This window comes from Amycolatopsis sp. NPDC051071, from assembly GCF_040682875.1.
Taxonomy (GTDB): domain Bacteria; phylum Actinomycetota; class Actinomycetes; order Mycobacteriales; family Pseudonocardiaceae; genus Amycolatopsis.
Map to the genome: position 1 here is coordinate 1 of NZ_JBFBBY010000077.1, position 26,056 is coordinate 26,056.

Below are 26,056 nucleotides of genomic sequence, written 5' to 3' on the forward strand. Positions count from 1 at the left end.
CTCGGCTGAGCCGAGGGAAGGGGTCCTTCACGCGCCACCGTGGTGACTGGTGGTGCTGCTGGGGCTCGTGATGGCCTTCGGGACGGGCGAGGGGAACCTTGAGGGACTCTGGGTCCCTCCAGGAGTCCTCCAAGGACCGGCCACTACCCAGCTCACCCGCCGTAGATACCTAAACACCCTTTGCTAGAACGACCCAAAACACTCACGACCTAGACCTTCGCCCGAAAGCAGTCCTTCACGTGGTCGTCGACCATGCCCGTCGCCTGCATCAACGCGTAGCACGTCGTCGGCCCCAGGAAGACGAACCCGCGCTTCTTGAGTTCCTTCGCCATCGCCTTCGACTCGTCGGTGATCGCCGGGACGTCCGCCATCGTGCGGGGCCGTTTGTGCCGCGCCGGCGCGAAGGACCACAGCAGGTCGTCGAGCGAACCGTCCAGTTCCGAGATCGCGCGGGCGTTGTTGATCGCCGCGAGGATCTTGGCCCGGTTCCGCACGATCGACGCGTCTTCCATGAGGCGGGCGACGTCGTCGTCGGTGAAGTCGGCGACCTTCTTCGGCTTGAACCGTTTGAACGCCGTCCGGAACGACTCCCGTTTGCGCAGGATCGTGATCCACGACAGGCCGGACTGGAACGACTCCAGGCACAGGCGTTCGTACAACTCCTCGTCACCGTGGAGCGGGACTCCCCATTCGGTGTCGTGGTACGCCACGTAGTCCGGGGCCGAATTGCCCCACGAGCACCGTTTGATCCCGTCCGTGCCCAGCAGCTCAGCCAACCCGATACCCCTCCGCGTACTTCACGAACCTCTGCAGGCACAGCCGCAGCCCCAGCTCGAATCCCGGTTTCGCGACCGGCCAGCCGAGCCGCCCGACGACGCCGAACGGCGGCCGCAGATGCTCCGCCCAGACGAACGTCGACGCGTGCGGCCCCTTCTCGATGACCTGGAACACCCCGGTGCCCTGCACGATCTTCCCCAGATGCCGCACGACGCACCGCAGCGGCGGCTCCCAGGCGGTGATCTCCATGGTGTCGGTGAACCCGATCCCGGCGACGCCGGTGAACGCCGACAGCTTCGAGCCAACGCTGCGCCCGTTGCCCTCGACGACCTTCACCTCGGTGCCGATCATCCATTCGCACTGGCGTTCCCAGTCGGTCAGTGCGAGCCAGGCCGTCCCTGCCGGTACCGCGACGTCGACGGACACGACGACATCGGTCACCTGGCGCCCTCGCGCTCGGCCTCCAGCTCGGCCACCTTGGAGCGCAGCTCGTCGATCTCGACGCCGAGGCGCCGCATCACCCAGTCCACTTCGGACATCTTGTAACCGCGCAGCACCATCTGGTAGCGGACGGCGTAAACGTCCTCGGCGGTGATGTCCTCGGCGGGCAGCCTGGTCGGCGAACTGCCGGGCGGCAGCGGGGCCAGCTCCTCACCCCGGCCGAACACCACGGCGGCCAGCAGAAACACCACTGCGGCCACCAGCAGCATGACTACGAGGTAGATCAGGGCGGTCGTCACGCGACGATCGTGGCACACGAACGCCACGATCGTCTCGCCAGCAAGGCGAGTCGCACGCTGAGCACCACCCAGAGCACCATCAGGATCCCGCACGGCACGGAGAGGAACAGCCTCGACGCGTCGAGGATCCCGGTGGCGAACACCATCAGAGCCACCGAAAGCAGGTTGAGCCCGACGGCCTCGCCGATCAGCACCCCGGCGGTCCGGACCAGGCGGACACCGCCCATCCGCCGCGAAAGCCACCGCATGCAGACGAGCGCGAACACCCCCAGCACCGGCACGAGGTACACCGAGCCGTGCGTGATCTGAGCGACGTACAGGTACCAGCCGGGCGTCGGCGTGGCCAGCCGCGACCAGTCGCCGAAGGTCCATTGGCGGGCGTAGTCCCAGGCGAGCTGCATCATCGGCACGCCGATGACCAGCTTCCAGAGCGTGCGGGTCCCGCTGTGCATACCGAGTTCGGCCTGGTAGTCCCGCGCGATCACGTTCACCGGGCCGAAGTCCGCGACAGCGCGCTCTTGGGCTTCGCGCTCGCTCCAGCCGCCCTCGCGGTAGGCGTCGGCGGCGTCGTTGAGCCCGTCGCGTGCCTCACGCAGCAGATCCCGCTTCGCCGACGCCGGTCCGTCCAGCCGCGTGCACAGGTCACCGAGATAGGCCTCGATCACTGTCATGCCCTGATTCTCCCGAAACTCCACGCGGTCAGGCCGCGATCGCCATCTCCGGCCGCCGGTGACGGCGTGCGACGACCGTGAGCCGCAGGCTGAACAGGATCCACGTCGCGGAGAGGACCGCGCACGGCACGCTGACGATCAGCCGGGCCGGTTCCAGCAGCCCGGTCGCGCCGCCGTACAGCGTGACCGCGATGAGGTTCAGCCCGAGCGCCGCGGCCATGGACAGCGAGACCGGGCGAGCGGTTCCGGGGCCGTCCATCCGCCGTGAGAGCAGCCGCGCCGCGATCACCCCGGCGACCGCGACCACCGGGGACAGCGCCGCCACGGTGTCGGCGACGCCGATCGCGCGGTGGTACCAAGCCGGCGGCGAGGTACCGAGCCGTGACCAGTCACCAAGGCTCAGCATCCGCGCGAAGTCCCAGGCGAGGATCAGCAACGGGACGCCGACGATCAGTTCCCACAGGACGCGGATGTCACGCCGCAATCCCAATTCGGCCTGGTAGTCGCGGGCGATCAGCTCGGCGGGGCCGAAGTCGGCGACGGCCCGGCGTGCGGACTCCGGCGCGTCCATGCCGCCTTCGCGGTACGCCTCGGCCGCGTCGATCAGGCCGTCCCTGGCCTCGGTGAGCAGATCGAGCTTCGCCCCGGCCGATCCGCTCAGCCGTCTGTCCAGGTCCGCGATGTAGGCCTCGATCGCGCTCATGCCGTGCTCCCCCCGAGGACACCACCTATGACAGAGGTGAACTCCTGCCACTCCGCCCGTTCCGCCGCCAGCGCCTTCTGTCCCGAGCGGGTCAGCTTGTACGTACGGCGTTTGCGGCCGGACACGACATCCCACTCACTGGCGAGAAACCCTGCCCGTTCCAGTCGGCGAAGCGCCGGGTAGACGGTGCCCGTCGGCAGGTCGAGCGCACCGTCGCTCCGGAGCTGGAGCGCCTCGATGATCGCGTACCCGTGCAGCTTCCGGCCGTCGAGGACGGCGAGAAGCAAGGCGTCGAGGTGCCCGCGCAGGCTGTCGGCCTTCATAGATAGACAGTCTACACATCGCCGATCATCAGGGTAGCGGGGACTTTCCAGGAGCCACCTCAGGGAATGTCCCCCATATCACCCCGATTCCATAGATTTTGTGGCTACATGTAGCCAGCCTACGTATACAGTGCCGTGGCATGGACGCACTCCCGATCGCGAGACTCCAGTTCGCGACGACGACCTCGTTCCACTTCCTGTTCGTGCTGCTCACACTGGGGCTCGTGACACTCGTCGCGGTGATGCAGACACGCTCCGCACTCGGCGGCAAGCCGGAACTGATGCGGATGACCCGCTTCTGGGGCAAGCTTTACGTGATCAACTACGCGCTGGGAATCGTCACGGGAATCGTGATGGAATTCCAGTTCGGGCTGACCTGGACAGGCCTGTCTTCGGTCGCGGGCGATGTCTTCGGCGCGCCGCTGGCCATCGAGACGCTGGTGGCGTTCTTCGCCGAATCGACCTTTCTCGGGCTCTGGATCTTCGGCTGGGGGCGGCTGAACAAATGGGTCCACCTGACCCTGATCTGGCTGGTCACGCTGACCGCCTACGCCTCCGCGCTGTTCATCATGGTGGCCAACTCGTTCCTGCAGAACCCGGTCGGCACGCATAACGAGAACGGCGTGCTGAAACTCGACGACTTCGGCGCGTTGTTCACCAATCCGGCGCTCGCGATGTCACTGCCGCATGTGCTGAGCGCGGCGCTGATGACCGGCGGGTTCTTCGTGGTCGGCGTCAGCGCGTACCACTTCCTCAAGCACACCAAGGAGATCGAGTTCTTCCGTAGCTCGATGCGGATCGGCGTGCTCACCTCACTGGTGGGCACCACGATGGTGATCGGCTTCGGCTTCGCCCAGTTCGGCCCGCTCGGGGAGTATCACCCCGGCAAGCTCGAATCACCGGATCCGCTGATCGGCGCTCCACTGGGACTCATGATCCAGATCGGGTTCATCGCGTTCCTGGCGTCGATCCTCGGGACGTTACTGCTGTTCCGGAACTGGATCACCAAGGTGCGGCCACTGCTGTACGTGATGGTGCTGGCGATCCCGCTGCCGTTCTTCGCCGCGATCTCCGGCTGGCTCGTCCGCGAAATCGGCCGCCAGCCGTGGCTGATCCGCGGCCGGCTGACCACCGCGGACGCCGTCGCCTCGATCCCGGCGGGCCAGATCCTGTTCTCCTTCATCGCTTTCACGCTGCTGTTCGCGGTGCTCGCGATCGCCGACTGGGTGCTGATGTCGCGAGTCGCCAAACGCGGCCCCGAGCCCGACGAAGAGACGGCGCCGCCACGTGCCGAACTTCCTGTCCTGAGCGGAGTCTGACCCATGGTGATCTTGTGGTGGTGCGTACTCGGTTTCCTGATCTCGGGTTATTTCGCGCTGGCGGGCTACGACTACGGCGTCGGGATGCTGCTCGGCAGGCTCAGCCGTGACGAGACCGGACGACGGCGCGTACTCGGCGCCTTCGGCCCGTTCTTCCTGGCCAACGAGGTCTGGCTGGTGGCCGCGGTCGGCGTCCTGTTCGGCGCTTTCCCCCACCTGGAAGGGAAAGTGTTCTCCGGGGCTTACCTCCCGGTCGTGGTCCTGCTGCTCGGCCTGGTCACGTTCACCGCGGCGGTGCAGTTACGCGGCAGGCGACCGGACGCCGGACGCGGTACGTGGACGCTGGCGATCACCGTCGGCGCCTGGGTGACGGCGGTGTCGTGGGGAGTGTTCCTCGGCAATCTCGTCCTCGGCCTCCCGCTCGACGCCGCGGGGCGGCCCACCGGCGGTGTCGTCGCCGCGTTCAGCCCGTACGCACTGCTCTGGGGCGCCGGGTTCGTCGCGCTGTTCGCCTTGCAGGGGGCGGCTTTCCTCGCCGTCCGGGCACCGGCCGAGTTCACCGCCCGCGCGAACCGCGTGGCCAAGGCGCTGCTGGCGCCCGCGCTGGCGTTTTTGGTCGTGGCCGTCGGCTGGGGCGCCGTCGTGACCACCGCGTCGTGGACCGTGCTGCCCGCGATCGTGCTGGCGTTCGGCGCGCTGGGCGTCGCGACGATGGCCTTGCGTGCGGGACGGCACCGGGCGGCGCTGATCGCCACGATGACCCTGTCCGCGTCGCCGGTGCTGGCGGTCGGGACGCTTCGCTTGCCGGACGCACTCGTGTCCTCTGTGGACGGCGGATACTCGCTGAGCTTGACCGAAGCGGCCGCCTCGACCGAGATGCTCGGTCTGCTCACTTTCGTTCTGCCGCCCGCGCTCGTGGTGATCGCCGCCGTGCAGTGGGTGACCTGGCGCAAGCACGGTGACCGCGTCGACCAGCGTTCGTTGCTGCACTTCTAGGAGCTTGTGATGCCTCCCCTCCCCGGACTGCGGCGCCATTTCGGCGTACTGGCCGTACTCGGCACGCTGACCGCCGTCGCGATCCTCGTCCAGGCGGACGGCCTCGCGACACTGCTCACCGGCGGCGGCGTGACCTGGACACTCGCGGCCGCCATCGCGGCGCGGGCGTTGCTCGCGGGCGTCCAAGGATCCGTCGGCGGCCGGTTCGCGGCGACGGTCAAGGCCGGGTTGCGCAAGCGGCTCCTCGGCGCCGACGCCGAAAACCCGGGCGAGGTCGCGACCTTGGTGACCAAAGGGATCGACGCCGGTGACGCGTATCTGACCGGCTATCTGCCGACGCTGGTGATGTCGGCGATCGTGCCGGTCGCGGTGCTCGTCCGGTTGTTCACCGCCGATCTGGCGTCGGCGCTGATCATCACCGCGACACTGCCGCTGATCCCGGTGTTCGCGATCCTGGTCGGCAAGCACACCCAGGCAAAGACGGCCAAGCAGTGGCAGCTGCTGTCGAAGCTGGGCGGGCATTTCCTCGACGTCGTGCGCGGACTCGGCACGCTCAAGGTGTTCGGCCGCGCCGAGGCGCAGGCGAAAACGGTGCGGGCGATGGCGGACGCGCATACGGACGCGACGATGCGCACGTTGCGGGTGGCGTTCCTTTCCGCGCTGGTACTGGAGCTGGTGGCGACGCTTTCGGTGGCGCTCGTCGCGGTACCGATCGGGTTCCGCCTGCTGGAAGGCGGAATGGTGGTGCATACGGCCGTGCTGGTGCTGCTGCTCGCCCCCGAGGCCTATCTGCCGTTGCGGGCGGCCGGGGCGAAATTCCACGCCAGCGCGGAAGGGCTCGCGACCCTGAAGGAAGCACTGGCCGTCCCCACCGGGGAGATCGCCCGCGGCACACCCGTGGCCCGGCACGGCGCCCCGCGAATCGTGCTGGAGAAGGTGAGTGTCGCGTATGGCGACCACCTCGCACTGTCCGAAGTGGACATGACGATCGAAGCGGGCGAGCACGTCGCACTCGTCGGACCGAGTGGTTCCGGGAAGAGCACGCTGCTGGCGGTACTGCTGGGCTTCGTGACGCCGACGTCCGGCCGGGTCCTCGTCGACGGCGTCGACTTGCGCGAACTGGATCCGGGATCGTGGCGGGCGTGGACGGCGTGGGTGCCGCAGCGGCCGACGTTGTTCACCGGGACCGTCGAGGACAACATCGCCATGGGCCAGGCGCCGGACGTCCGGGTCGCGGCCCGCGCGGCGGCGTTCGACGACGTCGTGCGCGGCCTCCCCGACGGCTACCGGACGCGGATCGGGGAACTGGGTGCGCCGCTTTCGGCCGGGCAGCGGCAACGACTCGGCCTGGCGCGGGCGTTGGCCCGCACGGAGGCGGGACTCGTGCTGCTCGACGAACCGACCGCACGGCTCGACGCGGGGACCGAGGCCGCCGTGCTCGGCGCGACCCGCGCACTGCTCACCGGCCGGACCGCGGTACTCGTGGCCCACCGGCCCGCGATGGCCGCGCTCGCCGTCCGCGTCCTCGAAGTCCGTGACGGCGCTGTCAGGGAACGGGAACTGGTGTGAACGTCTGGGGAGTGTCCACAAGGGACGGCGTCCGGCTGGTGCGTGCCGGGCTGATCGCGGCCGGGGCGGAACTGGCCGGGCTGGCGCTGATGGCCACCGCCGCGTGGCTGCTGCTGAAGGCGGCCGAGCAGCCGCCGCTGGCGTCGCTCACGGTGGCGATCGTCGCCGTCCGGACGCTGGCGCTGGTGCGCGGTGGTCTGCGGTACGCCGAGCGGCTCGCCGGGCACGAAGTCGTCCTGCGGTATCTCGGCGCGCTGCGGACCCGGGTCTACACGTCGTTGCTGCCGCACCGGGTTTCCCACCATTCCGGCGGCGACCTTGTGACGCGTCTGGTGTCCGATGTGGACGCCGTGCAGGACGCGATCCTCCGCTGTCTCCTGCCCGCCGGGGTCGCCGCTCTCGTGGGTGTCGTGTCGACCACGTTCGCGCTGATCGTCAGCCCGGCGGCCGGTCTGGTGCTGGCACTGGGACTCGGCGTGGCGGGAATCGCGCTGCCGTGGGTCTGCGTCCGGATCACCCGCGTGGCGGCGGAGAAGAGCGCTCCGGCACGGGCGGATCTCGCCGAACGGTCGGTCGAACTGATCACCGGACGACGGGAGCTGATCGCCTACGGCGTTCATGAGTCCACTGTGGACGCCGCGCATACCGCCGTCGACGCGCTCGCCGCGCGGGACCGGTCGACGGCGAACCGGAGCAGCCTGCTGACCGCGGCGGGGATGCTGGTGCAGTTGCTCACCTGCGTCACGATCGCGCTGACCGCCGGGGTTTCCGCGCCGCTGACGGCGGCACTGGCGCTGGGTGCGCTGACGGTGTTCGAGCTGGTTCTGCCGCTGACCGCGGCGGCACAGCGCTGGGTCGAGGTCAGGGCGTCGGCCGGACGGGTACGCGCACTGCTGACCGAAGCGCCGCCCACACGCGGAACCGCGGTGCCCGAACCGGGACATCTGCGGCTCGAAGGCGTCGGCGTGCGGTTCCCTGGCCGGGCTCCGGCGCTGGACGGCGTCGACCTCGACCTGCCGCCGGGCAAGCGGATCGGGATCGTGGGGCCGAGCGGGGCCGGGAAGACCACCCTGCTCGGCGTGCTGCTCGGTTCCGTGGTTCCGACGTCCGGACGAGTGCTTTTGAACGGGCGGCCGCTCGACGAGTACGACCCGGCGCTGCTGCCGACGGTGGTTTCGGGCGCGCTCGCGGACGCGCACGTCTTCCATACGACCGTCCGGGAGAACCTGCGGCTCGCGAAACCCGGCGCGACGGACGCCGAACTGCTCGCGGCCTGCGAGACGGCGGGGTTCGATCTGCCGCTGGATCGCGAAGTCGGCTCCGATGGCGACACGGTGTCGGGCGGGCAGCGTCAACGACTGGTGCTCGCCCGTGCGGTACTGGCCGCGCCGCCGGTCCTGGTGCTGGATGAGCCCGTCGAGGGGCTCGATCCGGAGCACGGCGACGCCGTCTTGTCCGACGTCCTCGCCGCCGCGCGCGGCACCGTCGTCCTGGTGACGCATCGTGAGTCGCAGGTGGCCGGGTTCGATGCGGTGTTACGGCTGGGTGATCAGTCAGACACGCCCTAGGCCACGGACTTCCCGCATCGGCGGCCGGTCGCTGATCGACACTTCGGCCACCTCCGGCAGCCAATCGCCGGATACTTGCGAGAACTGGGTGAGCTGGGCCGGGTCGTCCGACTTGATGCCGCAGCGGGCGAGCGCCGTCCCGAGGATCTGGCGCGCCATCACGCCCAGCTGAAGCAGCGACCGGTTGCGATGCTTGCGTACGCCGAGGTTGACCTGCGCAAGCCCTTCGAGGCCGTAGCGCGCTTCGGCGTCGAGGATGAGCCCGATCTCTACGCCGTACCCGGCGGCGAAGGGCACTGATTCGAGGAAATCGCGCGTCGCGGCGTACTCGCCACCCAAGGGCTGGATAAGCCCGGAGAGTGACGGGCGCAGCGCCGAGAGGACCGGTCGCGCCAGCAGTTCGGTCACCCGGCCGCCGCCGCTGCTCTCCAACCGCAGCGGCCGCCGGTAGAAGCCCTTGACCAGGTGGACGCCGTCCTCGCAGAGCAGCGGCCCGAGCAACGTCGGCACGAACGCCGGATCCGGGTCGACGAGGTCGGAGTCGAGGAACACGATCACGTCGCCGGTCGTCGCGGCCAGCGAGCGCCACAGCACCTCACCCTTGCCCGGCACCGGTGGCAGTCCAGGCAGCACGTCCTCGCGATGCACCACTCGCGCGCCGGCGCGTTCGGCCAGCTCGGCGGTGGCGTCGGTGGAGCCGGAATCCATCACGACCAGCTCATCGACGACCGTGCCCAGCAGCGGGCGCACCGAGCCGACGACGTCGGCGACGGTGTCCTCTTCGTCGAGTGCCGGTAGCACGACCGAAACCGTCCGGTCACCCTTCGCAGCGACGATGTCGTCGAGCGTCCAACCGGGGTTCTGCCACGTGCGCCGCTCGAACCAACTCATGAGTAGTGATCGTGCCATGCTGGAGTCCGACACCCCGTCGATGGAGGAACCTTGCTACCGCTGCTCGTCCGATTCGTGCTGGGTCCGCTGGTCAGGGCGCTGTACCGCCCCGAGATCCGCGGCGCCGGGAATATCCCCGCGCAAGGACCGGTGATACTGGCACCCAACCACCGGGCGGCGCTGGACACCGGCGTGATCACTTTCACCACGACCCGGCAGATCAAGTTCCTCGGCAAGGCGGAGTACTTCACCGGCCGCGGGCTCAGGGGCAAACTGATGGCCGGTTTCCTGGGCGGCCTCGGCTACGTTCCGGTCGAACGCGGCAACGCGCAAGCCGGTCTCGCCGCACTGGAGGCGGCGCGAAAGGTGCTCGACGCCGGCGGCGCGTTCGCGATCTACCCCGAAGGCACCCGCTCACTGGACGGGCGGCTGCACCGCGGCCACACCGGCGTCGCGGCGCTGGCGCTGGCGACCGGCGCGAAGGTCGTCCCCGTCGCGCTGTCCGGCACCGAGAACCTCCAGCCCGCCGGGAAGCGCGTCCCGCGGCGGGCGAAGATCACCGTCACCTACGGCTCGCCTCTGGACTTCTCGCGGTACGAGGGACAGGACTCGTCGCCGGCGATCCGGCGCTCGGTGACCGACGAGATCATGTACACGATCCTGGAGCTTTCGGGGCAGGAGTACGTCGACTCGTACCACAAACGCCCTGATCAGAGCGCCGCCTGAGGCAAAAGTGATAGCAAAGGTCCCTTGCTCCCCCGGCGCCGCCCTGGCTCCTGCCGTCGGGCTTGTCCATGAAGGATCTGGGACACTCAACGTCCCAAATCCTTCATAGACGCGGACAGCCACCACCGCACGTTTGACCAAAAGCCTCATTTAGCCCATTTAGGACGCGGAGGCGGCACGTAGTCCGCGAAGCCGTCCAGAAGCACCGAAGCGTCTGAGTCGATCGAAAGCATGTCCCGGTACCCAGCCGACAGGAAGCCCTCCGACACCATGTAGTCGGCGAACTTCAGCAGCGGCGCGTAGTACCCGCCGACGTCGACCAGCCCGATCGGCTTTTCGTGCAGCCCGAGCTGGGCCCACGTCCACACCTCGAACAGCTCCTCCAGCGTCCCGGCCCCACCGGGTAGCGCGAGGAACCCGTCGGACAGCGCGGCCATCTTCGCCTTGCGCTGGTGCATGTCGGCGACGACGTGCAGTTCGGACAGGCCGCCGTGCGCGATCTCGACGCTGCCCAGCGCCTCCGGGATCACGCCGATCACCTCGCCGCCCGCGGCCAGCGCGGCGTCCGCGATGACGCCCATGGTGCCGACCGAAGCACCGCCGTAGACGAGCCCGATCCCTCGCGAAGCCAGCAAGGTCCCCAGCGCGCGTGCCTCATCGGCGTAGCGCTGGTCGAAGCCCATCGACGATCCACAAAACACACAGACCCTGCGCGGCGCCGCCATCAGTGGGTGTCCTCCCACGCCTGGTACGAGGTTTGCACGACCTGCACGGCGTCGTCGATGTCGTCGGTGACGTGCAGCAGGTCGAGGTCCTTCTCACCGATTTTGCCCTCGGCGAGCAGCGTCTTGGCGATCCAGTCGTACAGGCCGCCCCAGTAGTCGCTGCCGAACAGCACGACCGGGAACTTCGTGACCTTCTTCGTTTGCACCAGGGTGAGCGCCTCGAACAGCTCGTCGAGCGTGCCGAAGCCGCCGGGCAGGCAGATGAACGCCTGCGAGTACTTGATGAACATCGTCTTGCGGGCGAAGAAGTACCGGAAGTTGACGCCGAGGTCGACCCACGGGTTCAGGCCCTGCTCGAACGGCAGCTCGATGCCGAGGCCGACGGAGAACCCGCCCGCCTCGTTCGCGCCGCGGTTCACCGCTTCCATCGCGCCGGGGCCGCCGCCGGTCATCACCGCGAAGCCCGCGTTCGCGAGGGCTCCGCCGATCTTGCGGCCGAGTTCGTACTCCGGGTGGTCCCGTTTGGTCCGTGCCGAACCGAAGACGGTCACCGCGCGCGGCACCTCGGCCAGCGCGCCGAAGCCCTCGACGAACTCCGCCTGGATCCGCAGCACGCGCCACGGGTCGGTGTGCACCCAGTCGCTCGGCCCGCGTGAGTCCAGCAGCCGCTGGTCGGTGGTGCTGCCCTGGTCCCGGCGATCCCGCCGGAGCACGACCGGTCCCTTGTGGCGCTCGATCGGGCGTTCGGGGTACTGGCCGTCGGGAAACTCGCTGTTTGTCTCACTCACCCCGCCAAGACTACGACGTCGTCACGGTCCGGAGCGGCAGCATCGCCGCGAACAGGAGTTGTCGGGTTCGCGAACGCGGGACCCGCCCAGCCGAGCGGGTCCCGCGAAAGCGGTTAGGACCGGCCTGCCAGCGAGAACGCGAGCATGGCCGTCGAGGTGAAGTCGATGGCGGGTTCGTTGCTCGGCCACGAGGCGAGGTCGTCGGCGTAGCGGGACTCGGTCGTGTCAAAGGCGTCGTACCGCTTCGTGCACTCCTTCGCCCCGGCCGGGAACGGCAGGTCGGCGAAGTGCTCCGCCCCGTTCGGTCCATTCACGACGGCGCCGTAGAGCAGCTTCTGCTCACCGGCGAGGTTCGCCGCCTGGTGGTGCGGGCAGTTCGGGAACGTGGTGCCGACGCCGACGACCAGCGAGATGCCCCACGCGTTGGCGCCGAGGGTGAAGTTCCGCTGCTGCGAACCGAACGCGGCGTACCGGCGGTCACCGGTCACGTCGGCGTACAGCCGCTCGGTCGCGGCGAACCCGAAGCTCTTGCTGGCCGCGTCGAAGTCGGTGACGGAGACGGCCGTCCGGAAAGGACTCTCGGCCGCGTTCGCGACACCTTCGTCGAGCTGACGCCGCAGGTCGCCGATCAGCTCCTTCGGGCCGAGCGCGGCACCAGGGACACCGTGCCGCAGGAGCTTCGCCAGTTCGGCGTGCGCCAGCGCGCTGGTGTCGTACAGGTTGAGCGTGCTCTTCTCTTCGAGGTCGATGTAGGCCTTCGCCCACTGCGACGCCTGCCGCGTCCATTCGACGGCCCTCGGATCACGCAACGCCTTACCCGCCAAGGCAAGCTGTGTCGCGCCGAGTTCCATGTCGTCCCGCCATGACGACTCCGGGTAATACGCGTGCGGGAACGCGGTGACCAGTTCACCGACGTCCTTCGTCTTGGCCTGCGCGAAGATCGAAGCGGCTTCGGCGAGGTACTTCCGTGCCAGCACCGGATTCCGCTTGGCCTCGACCTGCGCGCCGAGCGCGAACGCGGCGGCGACGCGGCCGGCGAGGTTCGGGCTGAGCGCCGTACCACCGGGGTTGGCGGGGAAAACCGGCCGGTTCTTGACGAAGTACTTGGGGTCACCGGGTTTCACGTCGAGGGGGTCGTCGTCGTGCGGGTTCCGCCAGACGTCGTGGTCACCGAGGAAACCGAACTTGTCGCTACCCGTCCCGATCCCCACCTGGGCGTAGAGCGTCTTGGTCCGCTGGTCCCACATCTTGTCCAGCCAGTCGAGGCCGAGCTTGACCTCCTTGGCCAGCACCGGGTCGTAACCCTCTCGGAGCACGTAGCCCATTTCCGCCAGCGAGTACGCCGTGTTCGACGTGAACTTGACGAAGTCACCCGCGTCGACCCAGCCACCCTCGACGTCGATCGGGCCGCCGACCGGCTTCAGCGGTTCGGCGATCTCGTCGCCACCTTCGCCGACGAACACCGGCCAGTCGTAGACCGTGGCCTGTTTGTCGGCCAGATGCGAGGGTTTGCGGTCGAGACGGCCGGGGACGATGTCGTCGCCGTCGCGCTGGGCCTGGAAGAACTCGTTGGTGGCGCGGACCAGCGGAGTGAAGAGCCGCTGTTTCGTGTCCACACGGAACGTCGGCGACGTCGCCTTGGTCTCGCCGCTGACCTCGATCCGGTACTTGCCCGGCAACCAGACCTTCGACAGGTCGAGCTGGTACACCGCCGGGTATTTCGCGTTCCACGCGCCGAGCGACGGCCCGGTCCGTCCACGATGGACGGTCCAGCCGCGTTCGTCGACCACCGAGAACGACCCCGGCGCACTGGAAAGCAGGTAGGCGTACTTGGTTTCGGTGATCCCGTAGCCGACTTGGTCGACCCGGACCTCACCCTGTGCCGCCGCCGCGGCCGAAACCGCCGGAACCGTCAAACCCCCGAGGACCAGTGCCGAAACCGCGGCCACCGCCCGGGACCAGGAACTCACCATCATCGGCGCCCCGCTCGCAATTAGTTAAGAAAGTTTCCTTTTTATTGCGCAAGACGCTAGCGCCCGAGGCACGACCAGTCAATATGTCCGTTTCGTCGGAGGAAAGTCACGTGGTCGAACCCCGGTTGGCGGGTATCCCACTCGTGGTCGTCGTGGAACAGGGACAGGTCACCCACTTGATAGGCTGACCACGGATATCGCCGGAAATCGTCTACCGTGGGTCAATGCCGTCCCCGCAGACCGAGGCCGAACCACTCGGCGCGCGGATCCGGCGGTTGCGCAAGGCGCGCGGGCTGACTCAGCGTGAGCTTGCCGGGCCTCGCTACGACCGCGGTTTCCTCGCCAAGGTCGAGTCCGGCAGCCGCGCGCCCTCGGACGACGTGCTGGCCCATCTCGCCCGGCGGCTCGGGCTGACTTCGGACGAACTCCGCTTCGGCAGACCACCTGGAGCCGCCGAGGAACTCACCGGGGCACTCGAGACCGCGTATCGCGAGTTGCAACAGGGCGGCCTCGAAACCGCGGAACGCGAATTCGCCAGTGTCGAACGGCGCGCGGCGGCGTACCGGCTGCCGGACGTCCAATGCCACGCCCGGTTCTATCTCGCCGAAGTCCACTGGCAGCGCTACGACATCCCGCTGGCGGCCACCGGCTTCGCGCACGCCCTCGAACTCTCCGATGCCGCGTCGCCGCGGTTGTACGCGATGATCGTCAACCGGGTCGCCGCTTGCCGCGCGCTGTCGGGTGACCTCGGCGCTTCGGTCGCGCTCACCGAAACCGCGCTCGCCGGGCTCCGCTCCGCCGGCCCTGTCGACGCCGACGCCGAACTCGCCCTCCTGACCGCGCTGATCCATCCGCTCATCGAAATGGGTGCCCTCCGCCGGGCCCGGCGCGCCGCCGAGGAGGGGTGGCGGGCGCTCGCTTCAGCACATCGCAAGGACATCTCCGCGCGCTATCACCGGCAGGCCGCCCAGCTGTGGCAGGCGATCGGCCTGGCCGATCGCGCCGAAAAGGACCTTTCCCTGGCACTACGGCTGTTCACTTCCCTCGGCTACGACCGTGACGCCGCCCGGAGCCGCTGGGCACGTGGCTTCCTCTGGCGGCGGCTGGGCAAACTCGACGACGCCCACGCCGAACTGCGGCTCGCCCGCGACCTCCTCGCCGAAGCGGGTTCCCAGGAGGGTGTCCTCGGCGCGACCATCGAACTCGCCGACGTCCGCCGCCGTCAAGGCGCGCTCGACGAGGCGGCCGAACTCGCCGAGGGGATCCGCCCGCTTCTGGATCGATCCCCCGACATCGAAGCCAGGGCCGAGGTTCTCCGGTTACTGGGACCCATCGCCCGCGCCCGCGGTGATCTGCCGGGCGCGACGGCGTTGCTCGAAGAAGCCGCCACCGCACAGGAAAGCGCGGAATTGCGTGGCGCGCTCGTCGCCACCTCACTGCATCTGGGTGACACTTTGCGCGCCCGCGGACTGCCGGACGAAGCGGTGGCGGCCTATCGGCGTGGCGTTCGCGCCGCCGCTTTGTCCGATTCCGGGCCGCTGGACTGAAAACCATACGAAAGTCGCCATATATCGCGGCTGACGGCAAAAGCCTTACTACACAGGGATTTTATTCCTCGCCTAGTGATCTTCACGCGGACCACTAGGCCATCCGGCCCATTGACGCCCCCTGTGACCGGCTCCTTTACTCGGATGTGTCCGTAGGGATAACAGCAGTTATTCGAATGGACACGCTCCCCGTCCCCGCCGTGCTCCCCGACTCGGTCGAATTCCCCGCCGCGCCTATGGCCCGTCCGGGTTCACGGTCCTGCCCATGGAAGGTTCCCCATGACCGTTCAGCAAGGGCTCAGAACAGGGTTGGCTGCCATCGCCGGCCTTTCCCTGAGCTTCGCGCTTCCGGTGATCCCGGCGAGTGCGACCACCGCGACCCTTCAGACCGCGAGCCCCGACGTCGTGGCCGCGAGCGCGGCCGACCAGGCCGCCACAGCTGGTGTAGACCACTTGCGGAAGGGTGCCGACGAAGGCTTCCACCGCGTCGGGCTGACCCCCGGCGGCGGCGGACTCTTCTACGCCGCCTACGAACGAAGCTACCGCGGTCTGCCCGTGGTCGGCGGGGACGCGGTGGTGGTCGCCGACGGTGCCGGACGCGTCCGGGGCACCAGCGCCGCCGAAACCGCCCCGATCTCGGTCGACACCAAGGCCAGGATCAGCGCGGCGAAGGCGACCGAGGTCGCCCGTGCGCAGTTGTCCAAAGTAGACACTGCCGCCGCGCCGAAGCTGGTCGTACTGGCGGGGAACTCTCCCAAGCTCGCCTACGAGGTCGTCGTCGCCGGCACCAAGGCGGCGAAGCCGAGCAACCTGCACGTGTTCGTGGACGGCGCCACCGGCGCGATCCTCGACACGCGTGACGACGTCAAGATGTCGAACATCCCCACCGCCGCGAAGAGCACGTCGACGGACGCCAGCGTGCTGGGCGCCGGGAACAGCTACTACGTCGGCAACGTCACCATCGACACGACGAACTCCGGCGGCACCTACACCATGCGCGACCCGCAGCGCAGCAACATCAGCTGCGCTCGCCAGAACGGCTCGCCCTACAGCGGTCCGGACGACAACTGGGGCAACGGCTCCGGCACCGACCTCGAAACCGCTTGTGTCGACACGCTCTTCGGCGTCCAGACCGAGTGGAAGATGCTGGGCGAATGGCTCGGCCGCAACGGCATCAACGGCAACGGCGGCGGCTTCCCCGCCTACGTCGGCCTCAACGATGTCAACGCCTACTGGAACGGTTCGTCGACCACCTTCGGTCACTCGCAGGACAACCAGCGCCAGGCCACCCCGATGGACGTCGTCGCGCACGAGTTCGGCCACGCCATCTTCCAGACCACGCCGGGTGGCGCGGGCAGCGGCAACGAGAACGGCGGGCTGAACGAGTCCACCGGTGACATCTTCGGTGCCATCACCGAGCACTACGCGAACAACGCCAAGGACCGCCCCGACTACGACGTCGGCGAGGGCGTGAACCTGGTCGGACAGGGTCCGATCCGCTACATGTACCAGCCGAGCAAGATCTCGGGGAACCCGAACTGCTACTCGTCGTCCATCCCGAACACCGAGGTGCACGCCGCGGCAGGCCCGCAGAACCACTGGTTCTACCTGCTGGCCGAGGGCACCGCGCCCGCCGGCAAGCCTGCCAGCCCGACCTGCAACAGCACCTCGATCACCGGGCTCGGCATCCAGAAGGCCGCGAAGATCTTCTACAACGGCCTGCTGAAGAAGACCTCCGGCTGGAACCACAAGGCCGCCCGCAAGGCGACCTTGGAAGCGGCGCTCGCGCTGTACCCCGGTTCCTGCACCGAGTTCAACACCACCAAGGCGGCGTGGGACGCGATCAGCGTGACCGCGGCCACCGGTGAGCCGACCACGTGCACCCCGCAGGGCAACGACTTCTCGGTCGGTGTCACCCCGGCGTCCGGCACCGTCAAGCCCGGCGAGACGGCCACCGTCACGGTGAACACCGCGACCACCAACGGCACCGCGCAGTCGGTGACGCTCTCGGCCAGTGGTCTTCCCGCCGGGGCGACCGCGACGTTCAACCCGGCTTCGGTGCAGTCCGGCGCTTCCTCGACGCTCAGCATCGCGACGGCGGCGAGCACGCCTGACGGCACCAGTGTCATCACGGTGACCGGTACCGCGGCCAGCGGTACCCATACCGCGCAGTACACGCTGACCGTCGGCACCGGCGGCAACATCCGGACGTTCAGCAACGGCACTGATTACCCGCTGGACGACTACGCCACCGTGAACAGCCCGATCACCTCCACCGCGACCGGCAACGCCGTCTCGCCCGTCAAGGTGACGATCACCGGAACGCACACCTGCTCCGAAGACCTTCGGATCAGCCTGAAGGCCCCCGACGGCACCTCGTACTCCGTCAAGGCCACCGGATCCCTGCCCTGCACCGAGCTCGGCACCCGGAACTACTCGATCCCGGTGACCAACAAGGCCGCCTCCGGCACGTGGACGCTCGTCCTTTACGACGCCTACGCACAGGACACCGGCACGCTCGACAGCTGGAGCATCACCCTCTAGCTCTCCCCCGCGTGTGAAGGACTCCTTCCCTCGGCTCGGTCGAGGGAAGGAGTCCTTCACGCAAACCCCGTCAAGGAAGGAAACCCCGGCATGAAGTGGGGAAAGCGAATAGGAACGGCCGTCGTCGGCATGGCCGCCGTACTGGGCGTCGTCACGGCGCCCGCACAGGCGGTCACGACCGCGATCTCGACCAGCAACGCGGCACCGGACATCTCGCTCGCCAACATCAAGACGCATCTGAACGCGTTGCAGACGATCGCCAACCAGAACGGCGGCAACCGCGCCGCCGGGCGATCGGGCTATACGGCGTCGGTGTCCTATGTGTCGCAGAAGCTGCGCGACGCCGGCTACAACGTCACGCTCCAGACCTGCACCAGCTGCGGGGGCCAGAGCCAGAACATCATCGCGGAATGGCCGCAGGGTGACGCCAACCAGGTCATCATGCTCGGCGCGCATCTCGACAGCGTCGCGGCCGGACCCGGTATCAACGACAACGGTTCGGGCTCGGCCTCGATCCTCGAAGTCGCGCTGACCCTGGCGCGGGAGAACCCGACGCTGGCCAAGCGCGTCCGCTTCGGCTGGTGGGCCGACGAGGAGTCCGGCCTGCGTGGTTCCAAGTACTACGTCAGCAACCTGCCGGCCGCCGAACGCACGAAGATCAAGACCTACCTGAACTTCGACATGATCGGCTCCAGCAACTGGGGCTACTTCGTCTATGACGACGTCGCTTCGGTCAAGGCGATGTTCGACGAGTACTTCACCTCGATCGGCATCCAGACCGAAGGGGACTCCGAGGGCGATGGCCGTTCGGACCACGCGTCGTTCAAGAGCGCCGGCATCCCCGTCGGTGGCCTCGCGACCGGCGCCGGGGACATCAAGAGCGCCGCGCAGCGGACGAAGTGGGGCGGCACCGCGGGTGCCCCGTTCGACAACTGCTACCACCGCGCGTGCGACACCACGTCCAACATCCCGGACACCCCGCTGGAGAAGAACAGCGACGCGATCGCCTACGCGCTCTGGAAGCTCGCCGTCACGACGCCGACGGGTCCCGACTTCTCGCTGGCCCTCTCCCCGTCGTCCGGCACCGTCCAACCGGGACAGTCGACGACCGTCACGGTCAACACCGCGACCACTTCCGGTGCGGCACAGTCGGTTTCGCTGAGCGCCAGTGGGCTTCCCGCCGGGGCGACCGCGACGTTCAACCCGGCTTCGGTGCAGTCCGGCGCCTCCTCGACGCTCACCATCGCGACTTCGGCGAGCACCCCTGAGGGCAGCAGCACGATCACCGTGCTCGGTGACGGTGCCTCGGTGGACCACACCGCCGCGTACACCCTCAACGTCGGCAACGCCAGCGTGCGTACGTTCAGCAACGGCACCGACTACCCGCTGGACGACTACGCCACCGTGAACAGCCCCATCACCTCCACCGCGACCGGCAACGCCGTCTCACCCGTCAAGGTGACCATCACCGGCACACACACCTGCTCCGAAGACCTTCGGATCAGCCTGAAAGCCCCCGACGGCACCTCGTACTCCGTCAAGGCCACCGGATCCCTGCCCTGCACCGACCTCGGCACCCGGAACTACACGATCCCCGTCACCAACAAGGCCGCCTCCGGCACCTGGACGCTCGTCCTCTACGACGCCTACGCACAGGACACCGGCACGCTCGACAGCTGGAGCATCACCGTCTAGCTTCCCGGCCATCTGAATGAGAGGGCCATCTCGCGAGGACACCCGGCCTCGTGGGATGGCCCTCTTCCTTGCCGGGAGAGAATTCCGGACAACTCTTCGATATCTGGTCTAGACCACCCGATCGTCGGTAGCGGCGGCCGGGGGTCGCGACCTATGTTGAGCCGAACGGCCGCTTCCTGTTCATTCACAACCGCTTTCGAGATGGGAGCTGGGTATGTTCGGTCGCGTCTCACGCCTGCTCGCAATCACCGGCGCGGCGGCACTCGCCGTCACGACCCTTGCCGTATTGACCCCGGCACAAGCCTCGGTGGACGCCGAGGTCTGCGCGGTCAAATCGAAACCCGCGGGCAAAGTCCTGCAGGGCTACTGGGAGAACTGGGACGGTGCCTCGAACGGCGTCCACCCACCGCTTGGCTGGATCCCGATCACCGACGCGCGGATCAAGGCCAACGGGTACAACGTGCTGAACGCCGCCTTTCCGGTCATCCTGTCCGATGGAACGGCCAAATGGGAGGATGGGATGGACGCGACTGTGAAGGTCGCGACCCCGTCCGAAATGTGCGCCGCGAAGGACGCGGGCTCGACGATCCTGATGTCCATCGGTGGTGCCGCCGCCGGGATCGACCTGAACTCCGCGACGGTCGCCGACAAGTTCATCGCGACCATCGTGCCGATACTGAAGAAGTACAACTTCGACGGGATCGACATCGACATCGAGACCGGCCTCGTCGGCGACGGGAACATCGGCACGCTCTCGACGTCGCAGAAGAACCTCATCCGCATCATCGACGGCGTACTCGCCGCGATGCCGCCGAACTTCGGGCTCACCATGGCGCCCGAGACCGCGTACGTCACCGGCGGCAGCGTCGTCTACGGCTCGATCTGGGGCGCGTACCTGCCGATCATCAAGAAGTACGCGGACAACGGCAGGCTGTGGTGGCTGAACATGCAGTACTACAACGGAAGCATGTACGGCTGCTCCGGCGATTCGTACCAGGCCGGGACCGTGCAGGGTTTCGTCGCGCAGACCAACTGCCTCGACAAGGGCCTGGTGATCCAGGGCCAGACGATCCGCGTTCCCTACGACAAGCAGGTTCCGGGGCTGCCCGCGCAGGCCGGTGCCGGTGGCGGGTACATGTCGCCGAGCCTGGTTTCCCAGGCGTACCGCAGTATCCCGGGGTTGAAGGGCCTGATGACCTGGTCGCTCAACTGGGACGGTTCGCGGAACTGGACCTTCGGGAACAACGTGAAGTCGTTGCAGGGCCGCTGAAAGCTCGTGAGTGTTTTGGGTCGTTAGAACGACCCAAATCACTCACGAGTCGCCGCGCGGGATCGGGTCGTCGTACTCGCCGGAAGGTCCCGATTTACGTCTCAGGTACCTACTGGATTCGGCTGCGGGGCTGACCGCGGGTCGCGCGTGAAGGCCTCCTTCCCTCGGCTCAGCCGAGGGAACTCGACCTTCACACCTTCCCCTGAGGTACATGAAGGCCCCCTTCCTGTACCTAGGCGCAAGGAAGGGGGCCTTCATGTACCTAGGCGAGCACTCACGAGTCGCCGCGCGGGATCGGGTCGTCGTACTCGCCGGAAGGTCCCGAGTACTGGGTCCCGTCCGGATAAGGCCACGGATTCGGGGCGCAGCCGTGCAAACCGAGGGTCTGCTGCTGCATCACCGGCGCGAGGGCGCCGGGCACGGGACACGTCTCGTGCCCGCGCCCGAGCCGGTGCCCGACCTCGTGCGTGAGCATGTACTGGCGGTAGACCTCCAGCGGCGCGCCATAACCGGGGACGGCGTCCGCCCAGCGCGCGACGTTGAGCACGACGCTGTTCCCGTTGCGGCACGAGGTGTAGCCGTCCGGCCGTCCACAGAGCAGGTCGCGTGTCTTCGGTGTCGCCAGGTAGATCGTGAAGTCGTACGGGCCTTCCGGACCGACGCGTCGCAACCGCCATCGGCCGCCGCCGGTCCAGCCGCGACGGTCACCCAAAGTGGACTCGACGGCTTTGACGAAACCGTCCGTGCTCACGCCGGCGATGTCGCCTTCGATCGCGATGCGGTAGTGCAGCAGTCTCCCGGCCTGACCGGCGATCTGGCCGTCGCCCGCCGGGAAAAGCCATTGGCCGGACCCCGCGTCCGGGAACGTGATCCCGGCGGGCGGCGCCATCACCGGACGCGGTGTCGGCGTCGGTGTCTCTGTCGGCGAAGAGGTGACGGCCGGAACAGGCGTCACCGCGGGAGGAGCGATCGAGTGGGCTTCGCAGCCGGCCACCGCAAGGGCGCATACGACCACGGCCAGCGCACGGCGCACGGTCATCGAGCCTCCCGGAAGTCTTCGCTCACACTGGGAGATACGGCTACGAGCCGCGAGAGGTTGTGGAATCGCGCGCGCGAACTTTCTGCGCGTTCGGCCGTATCGTTTTCGAATATGGGCGAAGACGTCGGTGGACGGTTGCGGCGGCTGCGCGCCGAACGCGGCCTCACCCAGCGCGAACTCGCCGAACCGCACTACACCGCCGCGTACGTGTCGTCGGTCGAGACGGGCGCGCGGACCCCGTCCGGTGACGCACTGCGCCACTTCGCGGCACGGCTCAGGGTGGACACCGGCGAACTGCTCGGCGTGACCTCACCCCGCGACGACGTCCGGCTGGACCTGGACATCGCCGCTGTCGCGCTGGACCTCCTCGCGGGGAACGACTCGGCGCCGAAGATGCGGCGGCTGGCGCGGCGGGCGGAACGGATCGGCCGGAACCGCCAGGCCGGGCTCGCCTGGCTGTGGCTCGCGCGCCAGACTGCGGGCGACACCCGGCCGCGACTGGTGGCCGCCGCCGAAGCCGTGCTCAGCGACGACATCCCGGCGTACCGGGAACTGGCCGTCGCGTTGCGGGCGAGCGTCCTGATCGGCTGGGGCGAGCCGCACCACGCGATGCATCTGCTCCGGACCGCGCTCGACGCGAGTATCGCGCGCCATCCGCATCCGGTGCTCCTGCTGACACTGCACGCGTTCCTCGCCGAGGGACACCTCCACCTCGGCGAGACCACCCATGCCGCGCATCACGCGGGCGAGGCGCTGCGGCTGGCCCGCGGCGGTGTCTTGGCCGAACTCATCGAGAACCAGCGGAGGCTGACCGAGGCCTACCTCGCGGAAGGCCGGGTGGGCGACGCCGTCGCCGCCGTGGCGGTGCTGCACGACCTGCTCCACGAACGCGCCCTGCGGCCGGTGCTGGCCCGATGCCTGTTCGCGCGGGCGCTGGCCCGGCGAGCCGACGACCTCGAAGGCGCCCTCGCGGACCTTCGCGCGTCACGGGCCGCGGTCCCCGACCACGCCGTCACCCTGGAACTCGCCGACGTCTGCCGCGAACTCGGGCGTCTCGACGACACCGCCGCACTACTCGCCGAAGCGGCCGAAGCCATCCCGGCGGACTCGCCGTACTCCGCGTCCCTCACGTTCCAGCAAGGCTCACTCGCCCTGGCGCGCGGAGACCTTGACGCGGCCGAAGCGGGCTTCGCGCACGCCATCGACGTCGCAGCTCTTCGCGACGCGCGCGCCGTCCTGGCCGCTTCGGTGGACAAGGCCGGAGAACTCCTTCACGACCAAGGCCGCTCCGAGGAGGCCGCCGACCTGCTGCGGCGCGGCCTGCTCCTGCTGGGCGCCGAAGAGGACCTCCCGAAGTGATAGCAAAGGTCCCTTGCTCTCTTTTCGCAGGTCAGAGGCGGTCGGCCTGAGGGGTCGTGAGTGTTTTGGGTCGTTGTAGCGAAGGGTGTCGACCTTCACACCTTCCCCAGTACAGGAAGGCCCCCTTCCTGTACCTAGGCGCAAGGAAGGGGGCCTTTATGTACTTCACGCGAGCAACGCCACAGGCGACGCGTAAGTGCTCAAGAGCGGCTCTAACGACCCAAAACACTCACGAGCCCAAGACCGACCTCTCAGCTGAGGAAGTCGCGCAGCACCGCGGCGACCTGCCGGATCTCCCCGGCCCGCACGTGTTCCTGCCGCGTGTGCGCCAGCGTCGGGTCGCCGGGACCGAAGTTCACCGCAGGAACCCCGAGAGCCGCGAAGCGCGCGACGTCGGTCCAGCCCAGCTTCGCGACGGCCTTGCCACCCGCCGCCGCGACCAGTTCGGCGGCGGCCGGAGCACTCAGTCCGGGCAACGCCCCTGGCGACAAGTCGACAACTTTGACGTCGTAGCCCTCGAAGACCTCGCGAAGGTGCGCCTCGGCCTGCTCCACATCGCGGTCCGGGGCGAACCGGTGGTTGATCGTGAGCACAGCCTCGTCCGGTACGACATTCCCCGCGACGCCGCCGCCGATCTTCGTGGCCTGCAGGCCTTCGCGATAGGTCAGGCCGTCGATGTCGACCACCCTCGGCGTGTACTCGGCGAGCCGCCGCAGCGGTTCGGCGAGTCCGTGGATCGCGTTGACGCCCATCCAGCCCCGTGCGGTGTGCGCCCGGACGCCTTCGACGCGGATCTCGATCCGCATCGTGCCCTGGCAGCCGCCCTCGATGCCGCCGTTCGAGGGCTCGCCGAGAATCGCGAGGTCGCCCCGCAGCCACTCGGGCAGTTCACGCTCGATACGGCCGAGGCCGTTCTTCGTCGCTTCGATCTCTTCGCAGTCGTAGAACACGAAGGTCACGTCGTGACGAGGCTCGCGAAGGGCGGCGGCGAGGTGCAGAAAGACGGCGTCGCCGCTCTTCATGTCGACGGTGCCTAAACCGTGAAGGATCTCGTCGTCACCGGTCCCCTCACGACGCACCGGCAGGTTCTCGTTGACCGGGACGGTGTCCAGATGCCCGGCCAGCACCACTCGCGAAGGGCGGCCGAGATTGGTGCGGGCAAGGACGGCGTCGCCGTTGCGGATCACTTCGAGATGCCCGGCCTGCGTCTCCAACGCGGCCTGTACGGCGTCCGCGATGGCCTTCTCCTCCTCCGAGACGCTGAAGATGTCCACCAGCGCGGCGGTGAGGTCGACCGGGTCGGCGTGCAGATCGAGCGAAGGCATGCCCGCACCGTACCGGCGTGGCCGCAGGGCTACCGTGAAGGAGTGCGCATGCGAGTGATCTTGGTCGGCCTTCTCCTGGTACTCGGCGGCTGCGGATCGGGTGAGGTCCCGGTGACGGTGAAGCCCACGCAGAGCACCGGACCGGACGTCCTGCCGATCAAGCTCAAGGCGCTGACCACCGACCAGTGCTACCTGGCGCCGGGGACGGAATCGCCGAAGGGCTGCCAGAAGTACGTCACCGAGGTCTCCGGCGCGGCGGGCAACGTCCGCAAACGCCGTCCGGATCTGTCGGCGGACGCGGACGCCCTCGACCGGCCGATCTCCGTCTTCCGCACGACGAACTGCCAGGACCAGGCGGCACCCGGCGGCCAGTGCACCCAGGCGCTCGTCGACATGTCGGCGGCGTTGACCACGGTGCAGAGCCTCGTCGGCGGTTGACGCAGGTCACTGGGTACCGTTCAGGGCGTGAGCGAGCAGACCCCTGATCCCGAAACGACCGGCGCCACCGGCGTCGGACTGGCCACCATCGCGACCGACGGCACCGTGCTGGACACCTGGTTCCCGCTGCCCAAGCTGACCGAGGGGACCGGGGACGAGCCCGGCTCGGTGCGGCTGACCGCCGAAGAGGCCACCGAAGCCCTCGGCGAGGCCGCGGCCGCCCAGCTCGGCCAGGACACCGACCGCGGTGTCGAGGTCGTCGCCGTCCGCACGACCATCGCCAGCCTCGCCGACGCCCCCGGTGACACGCACGACGTCTACCTGCGCCTGCACCTGCTGTCGCACCGTCTGATCCACCCGCACGGTGCGAGCCTCGACGGCATTTTCGGCCTGCTGGCGAACGTCGTGTGGACCAACCACGGGCCGTGCCCCGTCGAGGGCTTCGAGGCGACCCGGCTGCGGCTGCGGGCACGCGGCCACGTCACCGTCTACAGCGTGGACAAGTTCCCGCGAATGGTGGACTACGTCCTGCCCACCGGCGTCCGCATCGCCGACGCCGACCGCGCCCGCCTCGGCGCGCACCTGGCCACCGGCACCACGGTCATGCACGAGGGCTTCGTCAACTACAACGCCGGCACGCTCGGCGCCTCCATGGTCGAGGGCCGGATCTCGGCAGGCGTCGTGGTCGGCGACGGTTCCGACGTCGGCGGCGGCGCGTCGATCATGGGCACGCTTTCCGGTGGCGGCAAGGAGATCATCTCCATCGGCGAGCGCTGCCTGATCGGCGCGAACGGCGGCGTCGGCATCTCGCTCGGCGACGACTCGGTCGTCGAAGCCGGCCTGTACGTCACGGCCGGTACGAAGGTGGTCTTCGAGGGCAAGGTCGTGAAGGCGCTGGAGCTGTCCGGCATCTCGGGTGCGGTTTTCCGGCGGAACTCCGGGACCGGCGCTGTCGAGGTCGTGGCCCGTACTGGCGTCGGCATCGAGCTGAATGCGGCCCTGCACGCCAACTGACCTGCGAAAAGAGAGCAAGGGACCTTTGCTATCACTCTCCGGGAGAGAGTGATAGC

24 protein-coding genes are annotated in these 26,056 nt (G+C 68.4%); 12 read left to right on the top strand and 12 right to left on the bottom strand.

Annotated elements, in window-relative coordinates:
* Positions 1 to 209 precede the first annotated feature (209 nt).
* The 6 genes from AB0M65_RS23670 to AB0M65_RS23695 are packed head-to-tail and all read right to left on the bottom strand — an operon-like array spanning position 210 to position 3,214.
* Positions 210 to 776 (bottom strand): DNA-3-methyladenine glycosylase I, encoded by a 567-nt coding sequence (locus AB0M65_RS23670; protein ID WP_364031236.1) that lies wholly within the window; start codon positions 774 to 776, stop codon positions 210 to 212.
* On the bottom strand, positions 769 to 1,218 hold the full coding sequence (locus AB0M65_RS23675; protein WP_364031239.1) for an SRPBCC family protein: 450 nt from the start codon (positions 1,216 to 1,218) through the stop codon (positions 769 to 771). Before AB0M65_RS23675 ends, AB0M65_RS23670 begins: the two co-directional genes overlap by 8 nt.
* Positions 1,215 to 1,517, bottom strand: a complete 303-nt coding sequence (locus AB0M65_RS23680; RefSeq protein ID WP_364031242.1) for a DivIVA domain-containing protein — start codon at positions 1,515 to 1,517, stop codon at positions 1,215 to 1,217. The genes AB0M65_RS23675 and AB0M65_RS23680 overlap by 4 nt, the downstream gene beginning before the upstream one ends.
* Positions 1,514 to 2,188 (bottom strand): permease prefix domain 1-containing protein, encoded by a 675-nt coding sequence (locus AB0M65_RS23685; RefSeq protein ID WP_364031245.1) that lies wholly within the window; start codon positions 2,186 to 2,188, stop codon positions 1,514 to 1,516. The genes AB0M65_RS23680 and AB0M65_RS23685 overlap by 4 nt, the downstream gene beginning before the upstream one ends.
* A gap of 28 nt (positions 2,189 to 2,216) precedes the next feature.
* Positions 2,217 to 2,891: a permease prefix domain 1-containing protein gene (locus AB0M65_RS23690; RefSeq protein WP_364031248.1), complete on the bottom strand. Its 675-nt coding sequence runs from the start codon at positions 2,889 to 2,891 to the stop codon at positions 2,217 to 2,219.
* Complete coding sequence (locus AB0M65_RS23695; RefSeq protein WP_364031251.1) at positions 2,888 to 3,214, bottom strand: helix-turn-helix transcriptional regulator; 327 nt, start codon at positions 3,212 to 3,214, stop codon at positions 2,888 to 2,890. The genes AB0M65_RS23690 and AB0M65_RS23695 overlap by 4 nt, the downstream gene beginning before the upstream one ends.
* 140 nt (positions 3,215 to 3,354) lie before the next feature.
* Here AB0M65_RS23695 and AB0M65_RS23700 point away from each other — a divergent pair, with 140 nt between their 5' ends.
* Genes AB0M65_RS23700 through cydC form a run of 4 tightly spaced genes read left to right on the top strand, consistent with a single transcriptional unit; the run spans position 3,355 to position 8,666 of the window.
* Positions 3,355 to 4,533, top strand: coding sequence for a cytochrome ubiquinol oxidase subunit I (locus AB0M65_RS23700; RefSeq protein WP_364031254.1), 1,179 nt, complete (start codon positions 3,355 to 3,357; stop codon positions 4,531 to 4,533).
* A gap of 3 nt (positions 4,534 to 4,536) precedes the next feature.
* Complete coding sequence (locus tag AB0M65_RS23705) at positions 4,537 to 5,529, top strand: cytochrome d ubiquinol oxidase subunit II (RefSeq protein WP_364031257.1); 993 nt, start codon at positions 4,537 to 4,539, stop codon at positions 5,527 to 5,529.
* Positions 5,530 to 5,538: 9 nt separating this feature from the next.
* Positions 5,539 to 7,098, top strand: coding sequence for a thiol reductant ABC exporter subunit CydD (gene cydD, locus AB0M65_RS23710; RefSeq protein WP_364031260.1), 1,560 nt, complete (start codon positions 5,539 to 5,541; stop codon positions 7,096 to 7,098).
* On the top strand, positions 7,095 to 8,666 hold the full coding sequence (cydC, locus tag AB0M65_RS23715) for a thiol reductant ABC exporter subunit CydC (RefSeq protein ID WP_364031263.1): 1,572 nt from the start codon (positions 7,095 to 7,097) through the stop codon (positions 8,664 to 8,666). The genes cydD and cydC overlap by 4 nt, the downstream gene beginning before the upstream one ends.
* Here the strand turns inward: cydC and AB0M65_RS23720 are convergent.
* A complete protein-coding gene (locus AB0M65_RS23720) occupies positions 8,652 to 9,557 on the bottom strand; it encodes a glucosyl-3-phosphoglycerate synthase (protein WP_364031266.1) in 906 nt (301 codons plus the stop codon). The genes cydC and AB0M65_RS23720 overlap by 15 nt on opposite strands.
* Positions 9,558 to 9,608: 51 nt before the next feature.
* Between AB0M65_RS23720 and AB0M65_RS23725 the strand changes: the two genes are divergently transcribed.
* Positions 9,609 to 10,283 (top strand): lysophospholipid acyltransferase family protein, encoded by a 675-nt coding sequence (locus AB0M65_RS23725; protein WP_364031269.1) that lies wholly within the window; start codon positions 9,609 to 9,611, stop codon positions 10,281 to 10,283.
* A 146-nt stretch (positions 10,284 to 10,429) separates the two neighbouring features.
* Here AB0M65_RS23725 and AB0M65_RS23730 read toward each other — a convergent pair whose 3' ends face one another.
* From AB0M65_RS23730 to AB0M65_RS23740, 3 genes are all read right to left on the bottom strand, one after another.
* Complete coding sequence (locus AB0M65_RS23730) at positions 10,430 to 11,008, bottom strand: TIGR00730 family Rossman fold protein (protein WP_364031272.1); 579 nt, start codon at positions 11,006 to 11,008, stop codon at positions 10,430 to 10,432.
* On the bottom strand, positions 11,008 to 11,796 hold the full coding sequence (locus tag AB0M65_RS23735) for a TIGR00730 family Rossman fold protein (RefSeq protein WP_364031275.1): 789 nt from the start codon (positions 11,794 to 11,796) through the stop codon (positions 11,008 to 11,010). The genes AB0M65_RS23730 and AB0M65_RS23735 overlap by 1 nt, the downstream gene beginning before the upstream one ends.
* A gap of 113 nt (positions 11,797 to 11,909) precedes the next feature.
* A complete protein-coding gene (locus tag AB0M65_RS23740) occupies positions 11,910 to 13,772 on the bottom strand; it encodes a glycoside hydrolase family 9 protein (protein ID WP_364031278.1) in 1,863 nt (620 codons plus the stop codon).
* A 221-nt stretch (positions 13,773 to 13,993) separates the two neighbouring features.
* Between AB0M65_RS23740 and AB0M65_RS23745 the strand changes: the two genes are divergently transcribed.
* From AB0M65_RS23745 to AB0M65_RS23760, 4 genes are all read left to right on the top strand, one after another.
* A complete protein-coding gene (locus AB0M65_RS23745; protein ID WP_364031281.1) occupies positions 13,994 to 15,316 on the top strand; it encodes a helix-turn-helix domain-containing protein in 1,323 nt (440 codons plus the stop codon).
* 279 nt (positions 15,317 to 15,595) lie between these two features.
* Positions 15,596 to 17,860 (top strand): M4 family metallopeptidase, encoded by a 2,265-nt coding sequence (locus tag AB0M65_RS23750; RefSeq protein ID WP_364031284.1) that lies wholly within the window; start codon positions 15,596 to 15,598, stop codon positions 17,858 to 17,860.
* A gap of 90 nt (positions 17,861 to 17,950) precedes the next feature.
* Positions 17,951 to 19,555: a M20/M25/M40 family metallo-hydrolase gene (locus AB0M65_RS23755; RefSeq protein WP_364031287.1), complete on the top strand. Its 1,605-nt coding sequence runs from the start codon at positions 17,951 to 17,953 to the stop codon at positions 19,553 to 19,555.
* Positions 19,556 to 19,769: 214 nt separating this feature from the next.
* Positions 19,770 to 20,825, top strand: a complete 1,056-nt coding sequence (locus tag AB0M65_RS23760) for a chitinase (protein ID WP_364031290.1) — start codon at positions 19,770 to 19,772, stop codon at positions 20,823 to 20,825.
* 274 nt (positions 20,826 to 21,099) lie between these two features.
* Here AB0M65_RS23760 and AB0M65_RS23765 read toward each other — a convergent pair whose 3' ends face one another.
* Positions 21,100 to 21,864, bottom strand: a complete 765-nt coding sequence (locus AB0M65_RS23765) for a DUF3152 domain-containing protein (protein WP_364031293.1) — start codon at positions 21,862 to 21,864, stop codon at positions 21,100 to 21,102.
* Between the two features lie 111 nt (positions 21,865 to 21,975).
* Between AB0M65_RS23765 and AB0M65_RS23770 the strand changes: the two genes are divergently transcribed.
* Complete coding sequence (locus tag AB0M65_RS23770; RefSeq protein WP_364031296.1) at positions 21,976 to 23,223, top strand: helix-turn-helix transcriptional regulator; 1,248 nt, start codon at positions 21,976 to 21,978, stop codon at positions 23,221 to 23,223.
* Between the two features lie 251 nt (positions 23,224 to 23,474).
* Here the strand turns inward: AB0M65_RS23770 and dapE are convergent, their stop codons facing one another.
* Positions 23,475 to 24,548, bottom strand: coding sequence for a succinyl-diaminopimelate desuccinylase (gene dapE / locus AB0M65_RS23775; RefSeq protein WP_364031299.1), 1,074 nt, complete (start codon positions 24,546 to 24,548; stop codon positions 23,475 to 23,477).
* A 48-nt stretch (positions 24,549 to 24,596) separates the two neighbouring features.
* Between dapE and AB0M65_RS23780 the strand changes: the two genes are divergently transcribed.
* Positions 24,597 to 24,986: a hypothetical protein gene (locus tag AB0M65_RS23780; RefSeq protein ID WP_364031302.1), complete on the top strand. Its 390-nt coding sequence runs from the start codon at positions 24,597 to 24,599 to the stop codon at positions 24,984 to 24,986.
* Positions 24,987 to 25,013: 27 nt separating this feature from the next.
* Entirely contained in the window at positions 25,014 to 26,000 is a 987-nt protein-coding gene (gene dapD, locus AB0M65_RS23785) for a 2,3,4,5-tetrahydropyridine-2,6-dicarboxylate N-succinyltransferase (RefSeq protein ID WP_364031305.1), read from the top strand.
* The last annotated feature ends 56 nt before the right edge of the window (positions 26,001 to 26,056 follow it).

What these genes read in the sequence shown, in the direction of transcription:
- AB0M65_RS23685 (WP_364031245.1), bottom strand. Translation starts at nt 2,188, where the DNA reads ATGACAGTGATCGAGGCCTATCTCGGTGACCTGTGCACGCGGCTGGAC.
- AB0M65_RS23690 (WP_364031248.1), bottom strand. Translation starts at nt 2,891, where the DNA reads ATGAGCGCGATCGAGGCCTACATCGCGGACCTGGACAGACGGCTGAGC.
- AB0M65_RS23695 (WP_364031251.1), bottom strand. Translation starts at nt 3,214, where the DNA reads ATGAAGGCCGACAGCCTGCGCGGGCACCTCGACGCCTTGCTTCTCGCC.
- AB0M65_RS23700 (WP_364031254.1), top strand. Translation starts at nt 3,355, where the DNA reads ATGGACGCACTCCCGATCGCGAGACTCCAGTTCGCGACGACGACCTCG.
- AB0M65_RS23705 (WP_364031257.1), top strand. Translation starts at nt 4,537, where the DNA reads ATGGTGATCTTGTGGTGGTGCGTACTCGGTTTCCTGATCTCGGGTTAT.
- cydD (WP_364031260.1), top strand. Translation starts at nt 5,539, where the DNA reads ATGCCTCCCCTCCCCGGACTGCGGCGCCATTTCGGCGTACTGGCCGTA.
- AB0M65_RS23720 (WP_364031266.1), bottom strand. Translation starts at nt 9,557, where the DNA reads ATGAGTTGGTTCGAGCGGCGCACGTGGCAGAACCCCGGTTGGACGCTC.
- AB0M65_RS23730 (WP_364031272.1), bottom strand. Translation starts at nt 11,008, where the DNA reads ATGGCGGCGCCGCGCAGGGTCTGTGTGTTTTGTGGATCGTCGATGGGC.
- AB0M65_RS23740 (WP_364031278.1), bottom strand. Translation starts at nt 13,772, where the DNA reads ATGATGGTGAGTTCCTGGTCCCGGGCGGTGGCCGCGGTTTCGGCACTG.
- AB0M65_RS23745 (WP_364031281.1), top strand. Translation starts at nt 13,994, where the DNA reads ATGCCGTCCCCGCAGACCGAGGCCGAACCACTCGGCGCGCGGATCCGG.
- AB0M65_RS23750 (WP_364031284.1), top strand. Translation starts at nt 15,596, where the DNA reads ATGACCGTTCAGCAAGGGCTCAGAACAGGGTTGGCTGCCATCGCCGGC.
- AB0M65_RS23755 (WP_364031287.1), top strand. Translation starts at nt 17,951, where the DNA reads ATGAAGTGGGGAAAGCGAATAGGAACGGCCGTCGTCGGCATGGCCGCC.
- AB0M65_RS23760 (WP_364031290.1), top strand. Translation starts at nt 19,770, where the DNA reads ATGTTCGGTCGCGTCTCACGCCTGCTCGCAATCACCGGCGCGGCGGCA.
- AB0M65_RS23765 (WP_364031293.1), bottom strand. Translation starts at nt 21,864, where the DNA reads ATGACCGTGCGCCGTGCGCTGGCCGTGGTCGTATGCGCCCTTGCGGTG.
- AB0M65_RS23770 (WP_364031296.1), top strand. Translation starts at nt 21,976, where the DNA reads ATGGGCGAAGACGTCGGTGGACGGTTGCGGCGGCTGCGCGCCGAACGC.
- dapE (WP_364031299.1), bottom strand. Translation starts at nt 24,548, where the DNA reads ATGCCTTCGCTCGATCTGCACGCCGACCCGGTCGACCTCACCGCCGCG.
- AB0M65_RS23780 (WP_364031302.1), top strand. Translation starts at nt 24,597, where the DNA reads ATGCGAGTGATCTTGGTCGGCCTTCTCCTGGTACTCGGCGGCTGCGGA.